This is a genomic window from Sphingobium sp. CR2-8 (assembly GCF_035818615.1).
Taxonomy (GTDB): domain Bacteria; phylum Pseudomonadota; class Alphaproteobacteria; order Sphingomonadales; family Sphingomonadaceae; genus Sphingobium.
Genome location: NZ_JAYKZY010000002.1, coordinates 1,196,497 through 1,211,650, shown reverse-complemented (window position 1 = coordinate 1,211,650; position 15,154 = coordinate 1,196,497). Strand labels below are relative to the sequence as shown.

Annotated in this window: 16 protein-coding genes and 2 pseudogenes; 11 read left to right on the top strand and 7 right to left on the bottom strand. The window is 63.0% G+C overall.

The window, feature by feature from the left end; genetic code table 11:
* The first annotated feature begins 16 nt into the window (after positions 1-16).
* The 3 genes from U5A82_RS09835 to U5A82_RS09825 all read left to right on the top strand — a co-directional run bounded on the left by U5A82_RS09835 (position 17) and on the right by U5A82_RS09825 (position 1,487).
* Positions 17-184, top strand: coding sequence for a hypothetical protein (locus U5A82_RS09835; RefSeq protein WP_326290496.1), 168 nt, complete (start codon positions 17-19; stop codon positions 182-184).
* A gap of 376 nt (positions 185-560) precedes the next feature.
* The gene (locus U5A82_RS09830) at positions 561-941 is read left to right on the top strand and encodes an RcnB family protein (protein ID WP_326290494.1); all 381 of its coding nucleotides are present in this window, start codon (positions 561-563) and stop codon (positions 939-941) included.
* Positions 942-1,079: 138 nt separating this feature from the next.
* The gene (locus U5A82_RS09825; protein ID WP_326290492.1) at positions 1,080-1,487 is read left to right on the top strand and encodes a BLUF domain-containing protein; all 408 of its coding nucleotides are present in this window, start codon (positions 1,080-1,082) and stop codon (positions 1,485-1,487) included.
* 7 nt (positions 1,488-1,494) lie between these two features.
* Here U5A82_RS09825 and U5A82_RS09820 read toward each other — a convergent pair whose 3' ends face one another.
* Positions 1,495-2,895, bottom strand: coding sequence for a GntP family permease (locus U5A82_RS09820; protein ID WP_326290490.1), 1,401 nt, complete (start codon positions 2,893-2,895; stop codon positions 1,495-1,497).
* A gap of 286 nt (positions 2,896-3,181) precedes the next feature.
* Between U5A82_RS09820 and rpsF the strand changes: the two genes are divergently transcribed.
* Genes rpsF through rplI form a run of 3 tightly spaced genes read left to right on the top strand, consistent with a single transcriptional unit; the run spans position 3,182 to position 4,480 of the window.
* Complete coding sequence (rpsF, locus tag U5A82_RS09815; protein WP_326292898.1) at positions 3,182-3,622, top strand: 30S ribosomal protein S6; 441 nt, start codon at positions 3,182-3,184, stop codon at positions 3,620-3,622.
* A 13-nt stretch (positions 3,623-3,635) separates the two neighbouring features.
* Positions 3,636-3,860, top strand: coding sequence for a 30S ribosomal protein S18 (gene rpsR / locus U5A82_RS09810; protein ID WP_004212076.1), 225 nt, complete (start codon positions 3,636-3,638; stop codon positions 3,858-3,860).
* A gap of 14 nt (positions 3,861-3,874) precedes the next feature.
* Complete coding sequence (gene rplI / locus U5A82_RS09805; RefSeq protein ID WP_326290488.1) at positions 3,875-4,480, top strand: 50S ribosomal protein L9; 606 nt, start codon at positions 3,875-3,877, stop codon at positions 4,478-4,480.
* A gap of 289 nt (positions 4,481-4,769) precedes the next feature.
* Here rplI and U5A82_RS09800 read toward each other — a convergent pair whose 3' ends face one another.
* Both U5A82_RS09800 and U5A82_RS09795 read right to left on the bottom strand, forming a co-directional pair.
* A complete protein-coding gene (locus U5A82_RS09800) occupies positions 4,770-5,384 on the bottom strand; it encodes an outer membrane protein (RefSeq protein WP_326290486.1) in 615 nt (204 codons plus the stop codon).
* A gap of 142 nt (positions 5,385-5,526) precedes the next feature.
* Positions 5,527-7,722, bottom strand: a pseudogene (locus tag U5A82_RS09795) (TonB-dependent siderophore receptor).
* A 400-nt stretch (positions 7,723-8,122) separates the two neighbouring features.
* On the opposite strand from U5A82_RS09795, the gene U5A82_RS09790 reads away from it, so the two are divergent.
* The 5 genes and pseudogenes from U5A82_RS09790 to U5A82_RS09770 all read left to right on the top strand — a co-directional run bounded on the left by U5A82_RS09790 (position 8,123) and on the right by U5A82_RS09770 (position 11,535).
* Positions 8,123-8,455, top strand: coding sequence for a hypothetical protein (locus U5A82_RS09790; RefSeq protein WP_326290485.1), 333 nt, complete (start codon positions 8,123-8,125; stop codon positions 8,453-8,455).
* Positions 8,452-8,685 carry a hypothetical protein gene (locus U5A82_RS09785; RefSeq protein ID WP_326290484.1) on the top strand — a complete coding sequence of 78 codons (234 nt, stop codon included), beginning with the start codon at positions 8,452-8,454 and terminating at the stop codon, positions 8,683-8,685. Before U5A82_RS09790 ends, U5A82_RS09785 begins: the two co-directional genes overlap by 4 nt.
* Positions 8,686-8,777: 92 nt before the next feature.
* Positions 8,778-9,707: a DUF808 domain-containing protein gene (locus U5A82_RS09780; protein WP_326290482.1), complete on the top strand. Its 930-nt coding sequence runs from the start codon at positions 8,778-8,780 to the stop codon at positions 9,705-9,707.
* Between the two features lie 106 nt (positions 9,708-9,813).
* A pseudogene (locus U5A82_RS09775) lies at positions 9,814-11,123 on the top strand (MATE family efflux transporter).
* Positions 11,124-11,214: 91 nt separating this feature from the next.
* A complete protein-coding gene (locus U5A82_RS09770) occupies positions 11,215-11,535 on the top strand; it encodes a hypothetical protein (RefSeq protein ID WP_326290480.1) in 321 nt (106 codons plus the stop codon).
* Between the two features lie 184 nt (positions 11,536-11,719).
* On the opposite strand, the gene U5A82_RS09765 is transcribed toward U5A82_RS09770, so the two are convergent.
* The 4 genes from U5A82_RS09765 to U5A82_RS09750 form a co-directional block, all read right to left on the bottom strand.
* Positions 11,720-12,490 (bottom strand): ABC transporter permease, encoded by a 771-nt coding sequence (locus U5A82_RS09765; RefSeq protein WP_326290478.1) that lies wholly within the window; start codon positions 12,488-12,490, stop codon positions 11,720-11,722.
* Positions 12,487-13,419: an ABC transporter ATP-binding protein gene (locus U5A82_RS09760; RefSeq protein ID WP_326290476.1), complete on the bottom strand. Its 933-nt coding sequence runs from the start codon at positions 13,417-13,419 to the stop codon at positions 12,487-12,489. Before U5A82_RS09760 ends, U5A82_RS09765 begins: the two co-directional genes overlap by 4 nt.
* Positions 13,420-13,478: 59 nt before the next feature.
* Positions 13,479-14,108 carry a class I SAM-dependent methyltransferase gene (locus tag U5A82_RS09755; protein WP_326290474.1) on the bottom strand — a complete coding sequence of 210 codons (630 nt, stop codon included), beginning with the start codon at positions 14,106-14,108 and terminating at the stop codon, positions 13,479-13,481.
* Positions 14,109-14,201: 93 nt separating this feature from the next.
* A complete protein-coding gene (locus tag U5A82_RS09750) occupies positions 14,202-15,104 on the bottom strand; it encodes a LysR family transcriptional regulator (RefSeq protein WP_326290472.1) in 903 nt (300 codons plus the stop codon).
* Between the last annotated feature and the right edge of the window lie 50 nt (positions 15,105-15,154).

Sequence of the window (15,154 nt, the reverse complement as noted above, 5' to 3'; positions counted from 1 at the left end):
GGAAGGAAGCAGCCGCATGAAAACCATCGCCCTCAGCATCGCCAGCAGCGCGCTGGTGCTGGGCCTCAGCCTGACGCCCTTGTTCGCTGCTCCCGCTACGCAGGCCGCGCCAGTAGTAGAGGGCAAGGATCGCCCCATCCTGCTTCAGCGCATGGTGGTGACGGCGACACTGTTGCCGAGTTGATCCTCGATTTGTTCGCAAAGCCAAGCTCGGTAGCCGTCGCTGCCGGGCTTTTTTGTTCACGCGGAGGCGCGGAGAAAGTGACGCCGAGCTAAGTGATTGCCGTTCCCCGGCGAAGGCCGGGGCCCAGTTCGGATCTCTCAACTGGGCCCCGGCCTTCGCCGGGGAACGTGTATGGGCCAAACCCGCCTGCCCCTGCAAACCTTCCAGGAAAATCCTCGAAACCCACCCTTGCTGAACAACAGTTCAGCTTAAATATCAATCTGTTACAATTTCCGACAAAGTCACCCAAGGCGTGACACACCCCCGCGACAAGCCGGTCCTATCTCTGTCTTCGACGCCACGGAATGGCGCCCGTTACAAGGCAAAGGAGCCACCCATGTTCAAGAAGATCCTCGTCGCCCTGGCCACCACCACGCTGGTCGCCAGCCCGATCGTCACCGCCCAGGCCCAGGCGCAAAGCTACGGTCCCCAGCACCGGCAGGTAGAAACGCGCAAGGTCGTGCAGCACAGGGCCAACGGCCGCACCGTCGTCAAGAAGCAGACCGTCGTGCGTCGTGACACCGGCCGCCGCTGGGCCAAGGGCCAGCGCTTCGACCGCCGCTATGCGACCAACTATCGTGTCGTGAACAATTATCGCGACTATCGCCTGTCGGCCCCGCCGCGCGGCTATCATTGGGTCCGGTCGGGCAATGACGCGGTCCTGATCGCCATCACCAGCGGCCTCATCGGCGCCGTGGTGGGCAGTGCGATCCGCTAAGAGCGGCTGGAAGTGACTAAGGATGCCCGGGGGTTCGCGCCTTCCGGGCATTCTATTTGATCGAAGTTAGACACAGGATATTAAGAGATGTTCCCGCATATGGTTGCGCGCCGGGGGGCGGCAAAGCCGGAACTGTCCATGTCCTTGTATCAGATCATGTATATCAGCAGCGCGACCAGCATGATGACGTCGCAACAATGCGCGACCATTGCTCAAAGGTCGGCGATCAACAACAGCCGTGACGACGTGACCGGCCTGTTGCTGTTCAATTCGCGGCGATTTCTGCAGGTGCTGGAGGGACCGAAGGATGCGGTGGAGCGCATCTTCGCCCGTATCCACGCCGATCCCCGTCACCGCGCCGTGGTCAAACTGCGCGAAGCGCCGATCGATGCGCGGGAATTTGGCGCATGGGCCATGGCCTTCGACGATCCGACACAGCCCTCCGACATGTTGAAGGACAAGGTCGCCGCCCTGCTCGCGCAGGCCGGGCCGTCCACCTGCGCGCATTTCATGGGGTCGGCCCAACTGCATCGCCCGGCCGCCTGACCGGCGATTACACAAGCCCGGTCAGATAATAGACCGCGATCACGACGAAGACGGTCAACGTCTTGATGACCGTCAGCGCGAATATATCCTTATACGCCTGCCGATGGGTCAGTCCCGTCACGGCCAGCAAAGTGATGACCGCGCCATTATGCGGCAGGCTGTCCATGCCGCCCGACGCCATCGACGCGACCCGGTGCAGCACCTCGCGCGGGATGCCGGCCGCGTCGCCCGCCGCCATGAAGGGGTCGGCCATCGCGGCAAGCGCGATCGACAGCCCGCCCGACGCCGATCCGGTGATGCCCGCCAGCGACGTTACGGTGATGGCTTCATTGACCAGCGGATCGGGGATCGCGCGCAAGGCATCCTTGACGATCAGGAAGCCAGGCAACGCGGCAATGACAGCGCCGAACCCATATTCGACCGCCGTATTCATGCCCGCCAGCAATGCGCCGCCGACCGCCGCCTTCGACCCATCGGCAAAGCGCCGCGCCACGTCGCGAAAGGCGAAGAGCAGGATCGTGCCGATGCCCAGCAGCAGCGCGCCCTCCACTGCCCATAGCGCGGAGACCTGCGCCACCTTGACCGCGACCGGTTCCGCCATGCCGGGCAGGGACAGCGTCACATCCGCCCCCGCCGTCCAGCGCGGAATAGCGATCGTCAGCAGCAAATTACCCGCCCCCACGACCACCAGCGGCAACAGCGCGACCAGCGGATGCACCCGGACGCCATCCTCCACCACTTCCGGTTCGTTGACCAGCGTGTCGGGCGCGCCGTAGCCCTCCCCCGCCGCCAGCATCGCGCGCCGTCGCCAACCCAGATAGGCCAGGCCGCTCGCCGCGATGACAAACGATCCGATCAGGCCCAGCACCGGCGCGGCCCATGTCGTCGTGCCGAAGAAGCTGGTCGGGATGATATTCTGGATTTGCGGCGTGCCCGGCAGCGCATCCATGGTGAAGGTCAGCGCGCCCAGCCCGATCGTCGCGGGCACCAGCCGCTTGGGGATGTCGGCGCGCCGGAACATCTCCGCCGCGAAGGGATAGACGGCAAAGACCGCAACGAACACCGACACCCCGCCATAGGTAAGCAGCGCCGTCACCGCCATGATCGCCGGGATCGCCCGCCCCGCGCCGATGAAGCCGATCACTGCTGTCACGATCGCGCGGGAAAAGCCCGAAATCTCGACCAGCTTCCCGAACAGCGCGCCCAGTAGGAACACCGGGAAATAGAGTTTGAGGAAACTCGCCACTCTTTCCATGAACAGGCCGGAAAAGGCGGCGGGGACGGCTGCCGGATCGGTCAGGAAGACGGCCAGCATCGCCAGCAGCGGCGCCATGATGATGACGCTCATGCCCCGATAGGCGGCGATCATCAGCAGGATCAGCGACAAGGCTGCAATCGCGACTGCCATAAGCTAACCCTCTCGCCCGTTCGCACTGAGCCTGTCGAAGTGCCTTATTTCTTTCTGCAACGATAGAAGGAAGTAAGAGCCTTCGACAAGCTCAGGCCGAACAGCTTTCTGGCTCTGGCGCCGGGCACCGATGCCCCTTGCCTTTCTCCCCCTTTCCCCCATAGGCGCGCCTTCGCATGAACGCCGGGGTGACTCGGCGCATCTGCGAAGCATGACAGACGACAGCCGGAGGGGCGTTCCACATGGGGTGGGCGTCAGCGATCGGCCAACAGATGAGGTAATACCCATGGCTCTTTACGAGCATGTGTTCCTTGCGCGCCAGGATCTGGCACAGGCGCAGGTGGACGCGCTGGCGGAAACCGCCACGAAGATCGTCGAGGACAACAATGGCAAGGTGACCAAGGTCGAAACCTGGGGCCTGCGTTCGCTCGCGTACAAGATCGCCAAGAACCGCAAGGCGCACTATGTGCAGCTGAACATCGATGCCCCCGGCAACGTGATCGCGGAACTGGAGCGCCAGACCCAGATCAACGAAGACATCATCCGCTACATGACCGTCAAGGTCGATGAGCTGGAAACCGGCCCGTCGGTGATGATGCGCAAGCAGGACCGCCCCGAGCGTGGTGATCGTGGTCCCCGCGGCGATCGTGGTGACCGTGGCCCCCGTGGCGACCGCGACGATCGTGGCCCGCGCCGCGACCGCGAAGACGCCCCGGCTGCTGAATAAGGAGATCTGAGACATGGCACGCCCGTTTTTCCGCCGCCGCAAGAGCTGCCCCTTCGCCGCCAAGGATGCGCCGAAGATCGATTATAAGGACGTTCGTCTGCTGCAGGGCTTCGTGTCCGAACGCGGCAAGATCGTCCCCAGCCGTATCACGGCTGTGTCCGCCAAGAAGCAGCGCGAGCTGGCCCAGGCCATCAAGCGCGCCCGTCATCTGGGCCTCCTGCCCTACATCGTGAAGTAAGGGAGTAGAAACCCATGGAAATCATCCTGCTCGAACGCATCGAGAAGCTGGGCGCAATCGGCGACATCGTCACCGTCAAGGACGGTTACGCCCGTAACTTCCTGCTCCCCAACAAGAAGGCGCTGCGCTCCAACAACGCCAACAAGAAGGTCTTCGAAGCCAACCGCGCGAAGATCGAGGCCGATAATGCCGCCCGTCGTTCCGACGCCGAAGCGGCCGCCGATGGCGTGAACGGCACGCAGATCGTCCTGATCCGCCAGTCGTCCAACGCGGGCGCACTATATGGTTCGGTTGCGGTTCGTGACATCGTGGACGCGCTGCACGCCGCTGGCGTGACCAACGTCACCAAGGCGATGGTCGTGCTGGAACGCCCGATCAAGACGCTGGGCGTGTTCGACGTCAAGGTCGCGCTGCACCCCGAAGTCGTGACCACGATCACCGTGAACGTCGCGCGTTCGCCGGAAGAAGCAGAGCTTCAGTCGCAGGGCGTCGACGTGATGGCCGATCTGTTCGAAAAGGACGAGAGCGGCTTCACCGAAGATTATGATCCCAATGCAGAGCCGGGCGAAATCGCTTCGGCCAGCAGCGACGAAGCAGAAGAGACGGCTGAAGAAGCCTGATTTCTTCTCGCAAGGATCGAACAGGAAAGCCGCCCCGAAACGGGCGGCTTTTTTGTTGGTGGACAGGCTGCGGGTTTGGGTGAGGAGCGGACATAGCATATAGTCGTCACCCCGGACTTGAGCCGGGGTCTCGCTGCCTTCTGAAACGTCGATACTGAAGGGAAAGCTGGACCCCGGGTCAAGCCCGGGGTAACGTAGCCTTGTAGCCGCAAGCGGGGCGACAACCACCAACAAAAAGGCCGGAGGATTACTCACCCGGCCATTCGCATCTCTACGCTGTCGTCCGCTCTCAGAAGCGGAAGCCACCCGTCACCGCGACCTGCTGGCGCGTCACATCGATGCCGGTGTCTACACCCGCGATCTTGTAGCTGCCATAGTCGCTGTAGCGATATTCGATCCGCGCGAAGTGGGTGGGGTTGGTGAGTTCCAGGCCGCCGCCCAGACGCCAGCCGTCCAGCGTGTCGCTGTCGGTGAGGATGAGAGCGGCGCCGCCATCATAAGTCAGTTTGACGCGGCCGTTCACATAGCCGCCCTTGGCATAGATCAACAGGTTGGGGCTGACCGGTATGCCGATGCGTGCGCCGACATAGAGGTCGCGGCCTGTCGCCAGCTTGGCCCTGTCGCCCGAGAAGATGAGGTCGGTGAACCGCTGCTTGGCCGAACTGTCGCTCGCCTCCAGTTCCAGGCCAATTACCGCGTTCCCCAGGTCCAGGTCATAGCCTGCGGTCACGCCATAGAGGACGCCGTCATCGCTGGCGCTGACATCTTCATATTCCAGGCTGACCTTGTCATAGCCAGCTACGACGCCCAGCTTGAATCCGCCGAAATTCCCGGCCTCTTGCGCATGGGCTTGCGTGGCGAAGACGCCTGCCGCACAGACGGCAGGAAGAAGATAACGGATCACAAAAGTCCCCCTTGCGTGGTTCGCCTCCTCGCAGGAGGCCCCCTCCTCTGACAGGCAGGTGGTAAAGGAAGCGCTAAGCGCGAATGAAAAAGCGCCCTCCTGTCAGGGAGGACGCTTCCTATCGCGGCGATATGGCGCCCTATCAGAACTTGTAGTTCGCGCCGATCGTGAAGTTACGCGGCGCGCCGTAGCGATATTGGCTGAAAAAGCCCATCTGGCTGTAATAGGTCTTGTCGAGCAGATTTTCGACATTGGCCTGCAACTGCAACTGGTCGGTCACCGCATAACGCGCCATCAGGCTGACCAGCGTATAGCCGCCCTGCTGGAAGCGGAAGGGCGCGGCGGTCACAGGGTTCAAACCTTCCGAATAGGCCTTACTGCGATAATTGATGCCGCCGCCGACGGTCAGCCCGGTCAGAACGCCCGGCAGGTCGTATGTCGTGAAAATCTTGAGCAGCTTGCGCGGCTGGTTGGTGTTCGCAGCAATGCCATCGCCATCCTCCGCCTTGAACTGGCTGTAGCTGGCGTTGAGGTTCCAGCCCGGCAGCGGCTGGCCGGTCGCCTCGATCTCGAAGCCCTTGCTGGTCACACCCTGCGCCGCGACATAAGTCTGCTGCGGGATGCCGCCATTGGGCGGGATGATGATGTCACCGACCTGGCCGACATTATCCTGCTCGATCCGGAACAGCGCGACCGAGGTTTGCAGCGCGTCGCCGAAAAAGCTGCTCTTCAGGCCGATTTCATAGGCGTTGCCGTCCAGCGGATCGAGCAGCCGGAGGTTCCGGTCGACCAGATTCTGCGGCTGGAAGATCTTGGTATAGCTGGCATAGACGCGATGATTGGGCGTCACGTCGTACAGCGCGCCGACATAGGGGATGAACACATTGTCATCGCCATAATCGCTGGGGCCGCTCCAGGCGAAGCCCGTCTGCTTCCAACTGGCCAGACGCCCGCCCAGGATGATCTTGAACGGATCGGCGACGTTCAGCCGAAACGCACCATAATAGCCGGTCTGCTCGATCCGTTCCGCTTCGTTGCGGGTCGGCGTCGTGCCCCAGACGGGTTCTGGGAACGGAACCCCGATTTGACCAACCAGCGGAACATTCCCCGCCCAATCGTTCAATATACCCGGCGTTTGTCCTGGCTGTAGCAACGCCGGATTATAGCGCGTGAAAGGCGCGACATAATTGTCGGTATGCCGTTTCAGCACGCTGTTCAGCGCGCCGACCACCACTTCATGGTCGCGCCCGAACAGGCTGACCTCCCCCTTCACCTGCGCGTCGAAGCTGTTCTGAACGCTGATACCCTCGGCCTTGTAGGGATTGCTGGACTGGATCGTGCCCGTCGCACGGTCCACATTGCCATAGAGATACAGAAGCTCGCTCGAATTGGTGTTGCGCAGACGGTTATAATTGACCGTGACGTTCCACTTTTCACCCAATTCCTGGCGTATGGTGGCAAAGATATTCTAGTTGGTCGTGTTCCAATGGGTCCAGTCCGCCGCCGTGCTCTGTGAGCGGGCCAGGTCGGTCGTCGTGCCGTCGGTGTAGAAAGTGGGCAGCGCCCCCCAGGTCGCGCCCTTGGGCTTGGTATCCTGGTGACTCATGCCGACGCGGACCAGCGTCGTGTCGGTCACATCGGCATCGATCACGCCATACAGCACCCACTTCTTCTTGTCCTGGATGTCGATATAGCTTTCGCCCTCTTCATATCGACCGACCAGCCGCGCGCGTATGCGCCCATCCGCCGTCAGCGCGCCACCGACATCGGCCGACACACGCCAGGTGTTCCAGCTACCGATGCTGGCGTTGACATAGCCGGTGAGGTTGGTGGCGTCGGCATGTTTGCGGACCAGATTGACCGAAGCGGACGGATCGCCAGCGCCCGACAGCAGGCCGGTCGCGCCCCGCACGATTTCCACCCGATCATAGATCGACACGTCGATGCTGGTTTCGCCATTGCCGCCCGCCAGCGTCCAGGCCGCAGGGACGCCGTCGACCTGCGTGTTACGGATTTCGAAGCCGCGCGCGTAGAAATTGTTGCGCACGTCGTCCACCTCGTTGGCGGAGACGCCGACGCTGTTGACGATGACATCCTTCACGCTGATGAGATTCTGGTCGAGGATGCGCTGGGCGGTCATGATGCTGACCGATTGTGGCGTTTCCTGCACGGTGAGGCCCAGGCCAGTCGCGGTATCGATCTTGTTGGGCAGCGTATAGGTGCCGGTGACGACGATCTCCTCCTCCCCGAGCGCTGCGGCTGGCGTTTGCGCGACAGCGGGCATGGCGATCAAGGCTGCTGCCGACCCGCTCAGAAGCCAAGAATAAGATATTTTCATGATGCGAACCCCGATGGAATAGAGCGCCGTCGGCGGGCAGCAGCTTCAGCGCCAGCCCGCGACGGCATCCGTGATCGGAAGCCGATAGGTCAGTTAATAATGTTTCGCAATATTAACGTTGCCGGAAGTAGGCGCTTAGAGGACAAATTGCGAGGCCGTCGCATTTGCGCCACACATGTCAGTCGGCATGGCGCTTTCACCGCGTATCCCGGCCCCTCTTCGCTACATAGGCAGTCCCTCGCGCTTCTGCTTGTCGGTATAGCTGCCTTGTCACCCTCCGGCATGGCCTTCCTCCCTAGCATCCTGCCCGGTTTCAACACCGTGGCACCCGCCCGGTCCATATCGATGCGATAGCGGCACGATGCACGGAACGGCGAGCGGCAGCGCGCGTTGCGTCTGCATGGAAAATCGATCCCTCATCGAACGTCTGGCGCGCCATCTCGCAGCCGCCGATCCCGACGCCTGGCCGACGCGGGTCGAAGACGCGGCCAGCATCCTTGCCATCCTCAAGGAACCCGACGCGGCCATGCGCGACGCGGGCGATGCGAACGCCTGGAGCGCGATGATCGACGCCGCGCTGCGCGAACGCTGGTCCTTGCCGCAATCCTCCACGCAGGATCAGGATATGCGCGGATCGGACGAGGAAGGCGAAATCAGTCTGGCGTCCCATGCGGTCGGCCATGACCGCGCCGATTGGGTCCATCTGCATCATGGGCAGGAGAAGCATCAATGAAGGGGCTGTTGAAACTCGCCATTGTCACCGGCCTTGGCGCGATCGCGATCAAGGGCTGGCGCGAATGGATGGGCGATGGCGAAGCGAAGGGTGACCTCGGCCCGGTCGGGTCGTCCGGTATCGTCCGCGACGCGGGGCCACAGCATGGCGTCGACCCCACCGATTGGGACAAGGTGGATGAACAGTCCGACGAATCCTTTCCCGCGAGCGACCCGCCAGGCAACTATTAAAGACCGCTAGCGCTCCATTGCCCCTGCGCCGCCCCGCCTCTATGAGGCGGGTGCGGACTTATCATGAGCCCGCAACAGGGGAATGAATATCTATGCCTTCGGGTCTGATCGCGCTGCTCGATGATGTGGCGGGCATTGCCAAGCTGACGGCGACATCGCTGGACGACGTCGCCGCCGCCGCCGGGCGGGCCGGCACGAAGGCGGCAGGCGTGGTGATCGACGACGCCGCCGTCACCCCCAAATATGTGATGGGCCTCACCCCCGACCGCGAACTGCCGATCATCTGGAAGATCGCGAAGGGATCGCTGCGCAACAAACTGTTGTTCCTGCTGCCCGCCGCGCTGTTGATGAGCGCTTTTGCGCCCTGGCTGCTGCCACCGCTCCTGATGCTGGGCGGCGCCTTCCTCTGCTTCGAGGCGGTGGAAAAGCTGCTGGAGGCAATACAGGGCGGCCATGACGTGGCGGAGGAAGCGGCCCAGACGCTCAGTTCCACCGAGCTGGAAAACCAGAAAGTGTCGAGCGCGATCCGCACCGACTTCATCCTGTCGGGTGAGATCATGGCGATATCGCTGGGCACGGTCGCAGCCGAACCGGTATGGGAACAGGCGGCTATCCTGGTCGTCGTCGCCATCCTGATCACGGCGGGCGTCTATGGCGTCGTCGGCCTGATCGTGAAGATGGACGATATCGGCCTGCACCTCGCCAAGAAGGATTCGTCCGGCACGAAGGCGCTCGGCCGCGGCCTGGTGAAGGCGATGCCCGTCATCATGGCGATCCTGTCGGTGGTCGGGACCGCCGCCATGCTGTGGGTCGGCGGCGGGCTGATCGTGCATGGCTTGCACGAATTTCATATCGACCTGATCCCCGGCGCGATCGAGCATGTCGCGCAGGGCGCGGCGCAGGCCCTGCCCGCGATCGGCGGACTGCTGCACTGGTTGGTAACTGCGGTGGGCGGCGCGATCGTCGGCCTGGTCATTGGCGGCATCGTGGTCGCCGCGCTGCACCTGTTCAAGAAGCATTGAGGCCTCTAACCAGACGCAACATATAATTCCCTGGCCGGACACCGACGTGACCCACCCCTCCCCCTGGCGTATCGAAGCCACAGCGCTGATCACGCTGGCGCTGCCGATGATTGCGGGCAATATCGCCTGGTCGGCGATCGCGGCCACCGATCTGCTGCTGCTCGGCCGGATCGGGGCGGAGGCGGTCGCGGCGGGCGCGCTCGCCATCAACCTGTTCCACGCACTGCTGCTGTTCGGCATGGGCCTGGTCACTGCCGCCTCCCCCTGATCGCCAGCGAACGCGGCCGCCGACGCCATAGCGTGCGCGACATCCGCCGGACCGTTCACCAGACGCTGCGCGCCGCGCTCTTCTTCGTCATCCCCGCCTGGATATTGCTCTGGCAAAGCGAATCGATCCTGCTCGCCATGGGGCAGAATGCCGACCTGGCGCGCGAAGCGGGCCATCTGATGCACGGTCTGCAATGGGCGCTGCTGCCGTTCCTGGGCTTTACCACCCTGCGCAATTTCATCGCCGCGCTGGAGCGGCCCATCTGGGGCCTCGTCATCATGTTGGCCGTCATCCCGTTCAATGTGTTGGCAGGCTGGGCATTGATCTTCGGCCATGTGGGTTTCCCCGCGCTCGGCCTGTTCGGCGCGGGCCTCGCCAGCACCCTGTCCTCCTGCTTCCTGTTCTTCGGCCTGCTCGCCGTCATCCTGATCGACCGGCGCTTCCGCCGCTACCGGCTGATGGGCCGTTTCTGGACGCGCGATCGCGAACGCCAGCGGCAGGTATGGGCGCTGGGCCTGCCGATCGCGATCACGCTGGGCTTCGAAACGACGGTGTTCAACGCCTCGGCCCTGCTCATGGGCCTCATCGACCGCGATTCTCTCGCGGCCCACGCCGTCGCGATCCAGATCGCAGCGCTGGTCTTCATGGTGCCGATGGGCATCGGCCAAGCCGCGACCATCCGCGTGGGCATCGCCTATGGCCGTCACGATCGGGCGGGCGTGGGCCGGGCGGGATGGCTGGCGCTGATCATCGGCACCGGTTTTGCCGTCTGCGCCGCCCTGCTGCTCATCTTCATGCCGCGCACCCTGGTGTCCGCCTTCCTCGACCTGTCCAATCCCGTCAACGCTCGCACCGTCGGCCTGGCCGTCAGCTTTCTGGCCGTCGCCGCGTTGTTCCAACTGGTCGACGCCGCGCAGGCGGTGGGCGCGGGCGTCCTGCGCGGGGTGCAGGACACGACGGTGCCGATGATCTTCGCGCTGATCGGCTATTGGGTGGTGGGCCTGGGCGTCGGCACCCTGCTCGCCTTTCCGCTGCGCATGCAGGGCCTGGGCATATGGCTGGGCCTTGCCAGCGGACTGGGCGTCGTGGCGCTATTGCTCATCAGCCGTTGGAGCATGCGCGAACGGCTGGGTCTTGTGCCCGCCTGAACCATTCGTCGCGCTGATTGCACGGGATGGATATGGTGCAACGCACAAAGCAATTGAAAGAATTGGCGAAATCGGTCAGGTAGGCGACATCATGCAAGCCCCGACCGAGATTTTTGAAGCGATCGCGCTCCAGAAGTGCCTGAAGGTGACCTATAATAAAATGGTCGTAACCTTGGCGCCGCACATCCTCTACACCCGCCATGATGAACTGTTCATCGACGCAGTGACCACCGACCGCGAAGGCCGCCCGCCGCGCGAATTGAAGCTTGGCACGTTCAAGCTGGTCGGGCTATCCGACATCGTCGTGCTGGATGAAAAGTTCGAGGCGATGTACGGCCTCTATAATGACGGCGACGACAAATATAAGGGCGTGACCCTGTTCGCCGTGACGCCGGAAAGCCAGGCGGCGTAACGTAACGCCCTTGTGGGCTTTATAAGATCGCCATTGGCACCGTTGGCGCGCCTTCATACCAAAATATATTGAATAACTGCTGTTCCCCGGCGAAGGCCGGGGTCCAGTTCGAGACGCGGAGCTGGATCCCGGCCTTCGCCGGGAAACCATCTGCCTGCACCGTGGGCTACTGCAGGCCCGGATATCACTTCTTCAATCGATATCCCGTGCGGAACATCCATCCGATGATGCCGATGCACACCGCCAATATCCCCGCGACGAACAAGAGGCTCAGCCCGATCGCCACGTCGCCCTTGCCGAAGAAGGTCCAGCGAAATCCCGATATCAGATAGACGATCGGATTGAAGAAGGTGATGGTCCGCCAAGGTTCGGCCAGCATCTTGACCGAATAGAAAGCGCCGCCCAGAAACGTCATCGGCATGATCAGCAGCAGCGGGATCACCTGCAACTGTTCGAAACTCTGCGCCCAGATGCCCAGAATGAAGCCGAACAGGCAGAAGCTGATGGCGATCAGCACCATGAAACTCACCATCGCGAAAGGATGCGCGACCGGCACGTCAACGAACAGGTGGGCGGTCAGGAAAATGATGCTGCCCACGATCATCGACTTGGTGGCCGCCGCACCGACATAAGCGATGATCGTCTCCGTCGCGGACACCGGTGCGGACAATAGTTCGTAAATGGTGCCGCTGAATTTGGGCATATAGATGCCAAAACTCGCGTTGAAGATGCTTTCGGTGAACATCGTCATCATGATGAGGCCGGGCACGATGAAGGCGGCATAGGGGATGCCGTCCACCTCCGTCATGCGCGATCCGATCGCGCCGCCGAACACCACGAAATAAAGGGAGGTGGTAATGACCGGCACCAGCAATCCCGTCAGCAGGGTGCGCCGGAAGCGATGCAGTTCGAAACGGTAGATCGCCGATATGGCGCGCAGATTCTGGAGGCTCATGCGGCCTTCTCCTGATGGACGAGGCTCACGAATATATCCTCCAGGCTGCTTTGCCGGGTATTCAGATCCTTATAGCCGATGCCCAGATCGCCCAGCTTGCGCAGCAGCGACGATACGCCGGTGCGCTCCGCCTGGGTGTCGAAAACATAGTCCAGCTCATGCCTGTCCGCACCCAGCGTGACGTTCCATTCGGCCAGGTCCACCGGCACCGCATCGATCGGGTCCGCCAGGACGACGGTCAGCGTCTTCTTGCCCAGCTTCTTCATCAATACGGTCTTGTCCTCGACCAGCATCAGTTCACCCTTGTTGATGACGCCCACCCGGTCGGCCATTTCCTCGGCTTCCTCGATATAATGGGTCGTCAGGATGATGGTGACGCCGGTCTGGCGCAATGCGCCGATCAGCTTCCACATGTCGCGGCGCAGTTCCACATCGACGCCCGCAGTCGGCTCGTCCAGGAACAGGATGCGCGGTTCGTGGCTCAGCGCCTTGGCGATCATCACGCGCCGCTTCATCCCGCCCGACAGTTCCAGTATCTTGCTATGTCGCTTGTCCCAGAGCGACAGGTCGCGCAGCACCTTCTCGACATGGGCGTCGTTGCGCGCCTTGCCGAACAGGCCGCGGCTGAAGGTCACGGTATCGATGACCCGCTCGAACTGGTCGGTGGACAATTCCTGCGGCACCAGGCCGATCGCGGTGCGCGCGCCGCGATAGTCGCGCACGATGTCGTGCCCCGCCACGGTTACGCTGCCGCCGGTGCCCCGGGCAATGCCGCAGATGATGGAAATCATCGTCGTCTTGCCCGCGCCGTTAGGCCCCAGCAGCGCGAAAATCTCACCTTCTTCGATCGAAAGATCGACGCCCTTGAGCGCTTCGAACCCCGACGCATAGCGTTTCGTCAGGCCCTTGATGTCGATGATGGATGCCATGGATGGCTCTGCCCCTTTTGCGTTGCGGCAAAGATAGGGGGCCGATGGCCAAACGCAACCTATTCGCCGCGCCGGGAAAAGCGGAAGACGGTGGCGGGCGGGAAATTGCGCACGGTCTGGCCGACCCGCATGACGTCCAGCCCCAGCGCCTCCATCACGTCGCGATGCACCGGCGGGCGCATCGAATAGGTGAACTGCACGAAGCTGCCGCCGGGACGCAGCATCCGCAGCGATTCCGACAATATGTCGAAATGCATGTAGCGATCCATCGCCAGCAACGGCAGGCCGCTGACCACCACCTGATAATCGCCCGGCAGGCCAGCCGTCGCAGTCGACACGATCTGCGCAGGCGTTTCCAGGATAGACACATGGGGGAAATGCCGACGCAATCCGCGCGCGAACGCAGGATTGATCTCCACCACTTCCAGATGATCCGGTGGCAGGCCGGTGCCCAGGATCGCGCGGGTAAACACCCCGGTCCCGCCGCCCAGTTCCAGCACGCGGCCATCGTGCGGATCGATCTGAGAGACCATCAACCGGGCCAGGTAGCGGCTGGACGGAACGACCGACGCGGTCTGGCGCGGCTTCTTCACCCAGGCGGCCAGAAAATCGAGATATTCGGTGGCGCGGGCGCGAAATTCACCGCTCGGCAGGGCGATCGCCCTGCTGCGCTTGGGCTTATGCTGCATAAGCGTAATGCGACCGCCTTATTTCCATCCCGACTCCCTTAGCGAGGTCCAGGGGCGGCGTCGATTGACTTTAAAGCGAATTTGAAGCGGGCCTCACCCACCCCCCTGAAAATCGCGATGACCCGACAATATGTCCACGCGTTCCTGCAACCATTCGGCGACCGCACCGATCCGCGCCAGCTTGCGCAGGTCGCCATGCATCACCAGCCAGAAACTGCGCGTAATTTCGACCTGATCGGCCATCAGCGGCACCAGGCCGGGGTCGCGCCGCGCGATGAAATCGGGCAGCACGCCGATGCCCGCCCCGTCGGCGATCATCCGCTGCTGCATGATGATGCTGGTCGATCGCAGCGTAGCCTCCAGCCCCGTCTCCACCTCGTCCAGATAATCCAGCTCGGGCGAAAAGAGGAATTCGGGCACATAGCCGACCAGCACATGATCGCGCAGGTCCGCCGACGTGGCGGGCCTGCCCGCGCGCTCCAGATAGGCTGGCGACGCATAGAGATGCAGCCGATAATCCCCCATCCGCCGCACCGTCAGCCGCCCGCGTTGCGGCCGTCCCAGCATCACCGCCATGTCGGCTTCACGGTTGGACGGGTTGAGGAAACCGGATGCGGTGATCAGGTCCAGCCGGATGCCCGGATAGCGCCGGTTGAAATCGCCCATGCCCGGCGCCAGCACCCAGGTCCCGAACCCTTCGGCGACCGACAGGCGCACCTGCCCGGCTAGCCTGTGTACCTGCCGCTGCACATCCTCCATCGCCGCGAGCGCCGCGCTTTCCGCCCCCTCCGCATGGCCCAGCAGCGCCTGGCCCCGCGCCGTCAGCGTCCGCTCCCCCGCGCCCAGTTCGAACAGTTCGGCATCGATCGCCTTTTCCAGCCGCGCCAGCCGCCGCGCGATGGTGGTCGCATCGATCCCCAGCGCGCGGGCGGCGGGCGCGACCTTGCGCGCGCGGGCGACCGCCAGAAATACCCGCAGATCGTCCCAATCGAACAAGCGCCCGCCCCCTCTGCAAATTTGCAGGGAGTTCATGCACAACTTCGCCA

What these genes read in the sequence shown, in the direction of transcription:
- U5A82_RS09755 (WP_326290474.1), bottom strand. Translation starts at nt 14,108, where the DNA reads ATGCAGCATAAGCCCAAGCGCAGCAGGGCGATCGCCCTGCCGAGCGGT.
- rpsR (WP_004212076.1), top strand. Translation starts at nt 3,636, where the DNA reads ATGGCACGCCCGTTTTTCCGCCGCCGCAAGAGCTGCCCCTTCGCCGCC.
- rpsF (WP_326292898.1), top strand. Translation starts at nt 3,182, where the DNA reads ATGGCTCTTTACGAGCATGTGTTCCTTGCGCGCCAGGATCTGGCACAG.
- U5A82_RS09820 (WP_326290490.1), bottom strand. Translation starts at nt 2,895, where the DNA reads ATGGCAGTCGCGATTGCAGCCTTGTCGCTGATCCTGCTGATGATCGCC.
- U5A82_RS09780 (WP_326290482.1), top strand. Translation starts at nt 8,778, where the DNA reads ATGCCTTCGGGTCTGATCGCGCTGCTCGATGATGTGGCGGGCATTGCC.
- U5A82_RS09830 (WP_326290494.1), top strand. Translation starts at nt 561, where the DNA reads ATGTTCAAGAAGATCCTCGTCGCCCTGGCCACCACCACGCTGGTCGCC.
- U5A82_RS09765 (WP_326290478.1), bottom strand. Translation starts at nt 12,490, where the DNA reads ATGAGCCTCCAGAATCTGCGCGCCATATCGGCGATCTACCGTTTCGAA.
- rplI (WP_326290488.1), top strand. Translation starts at nt 3,875, where the DNA reads ATGGAAATCATCCTGCTCGAACGCATCGAGAAGCTGGGCGCAATCGGC.
- U5A82_RS09760 (WP_326290476.1), bottom strand. Translation starts at nt 13,419, where the DNA reads ATGGCATCCATCATCGACATCAAGGGCCTGACGAAACGCTATGCGTCG.
- U5A82_RS09790 (WP_326290485.1), top strand. Translation starts at nt 8,123, where the DNA reads ATGGAAAATCGATCCCTCATCGAACGTCTGGCGCGCCATCTCGCAGCC.
- U5A82_RS09785 (WP_326290484.1), top strand. Translation starts at nt 8,452, where the DNA reads ATGAAGGGGCTGTTGAAACTCGCCATTGTCACCGGCCTTGGCGCGATC.
- U5A82_RS09825 (WP_326290492.1), top strand. Translation starts at nt 1,080, where the DNA reads ATGTCCTTGTATCAGATCATGTATATCAGCAGCGCGACCAGCATGATG.
- U5A82_RS09770 (WP_326290480.1), top strand. Translation starts at nt 11,215, where the DNA reads ATGCAAGCCCCGACCGAGATTTTTGAAGCGATCGCGCTCCAGAAGTGC.
- U5A82_RS09835 (WP_326290496.1), top strand. Translation starts at nt 17, where the DNA reads ATGAAAACCATCGCCCTCAGCATCGCCAGCAGCGCGCTGGTGCTGGGC.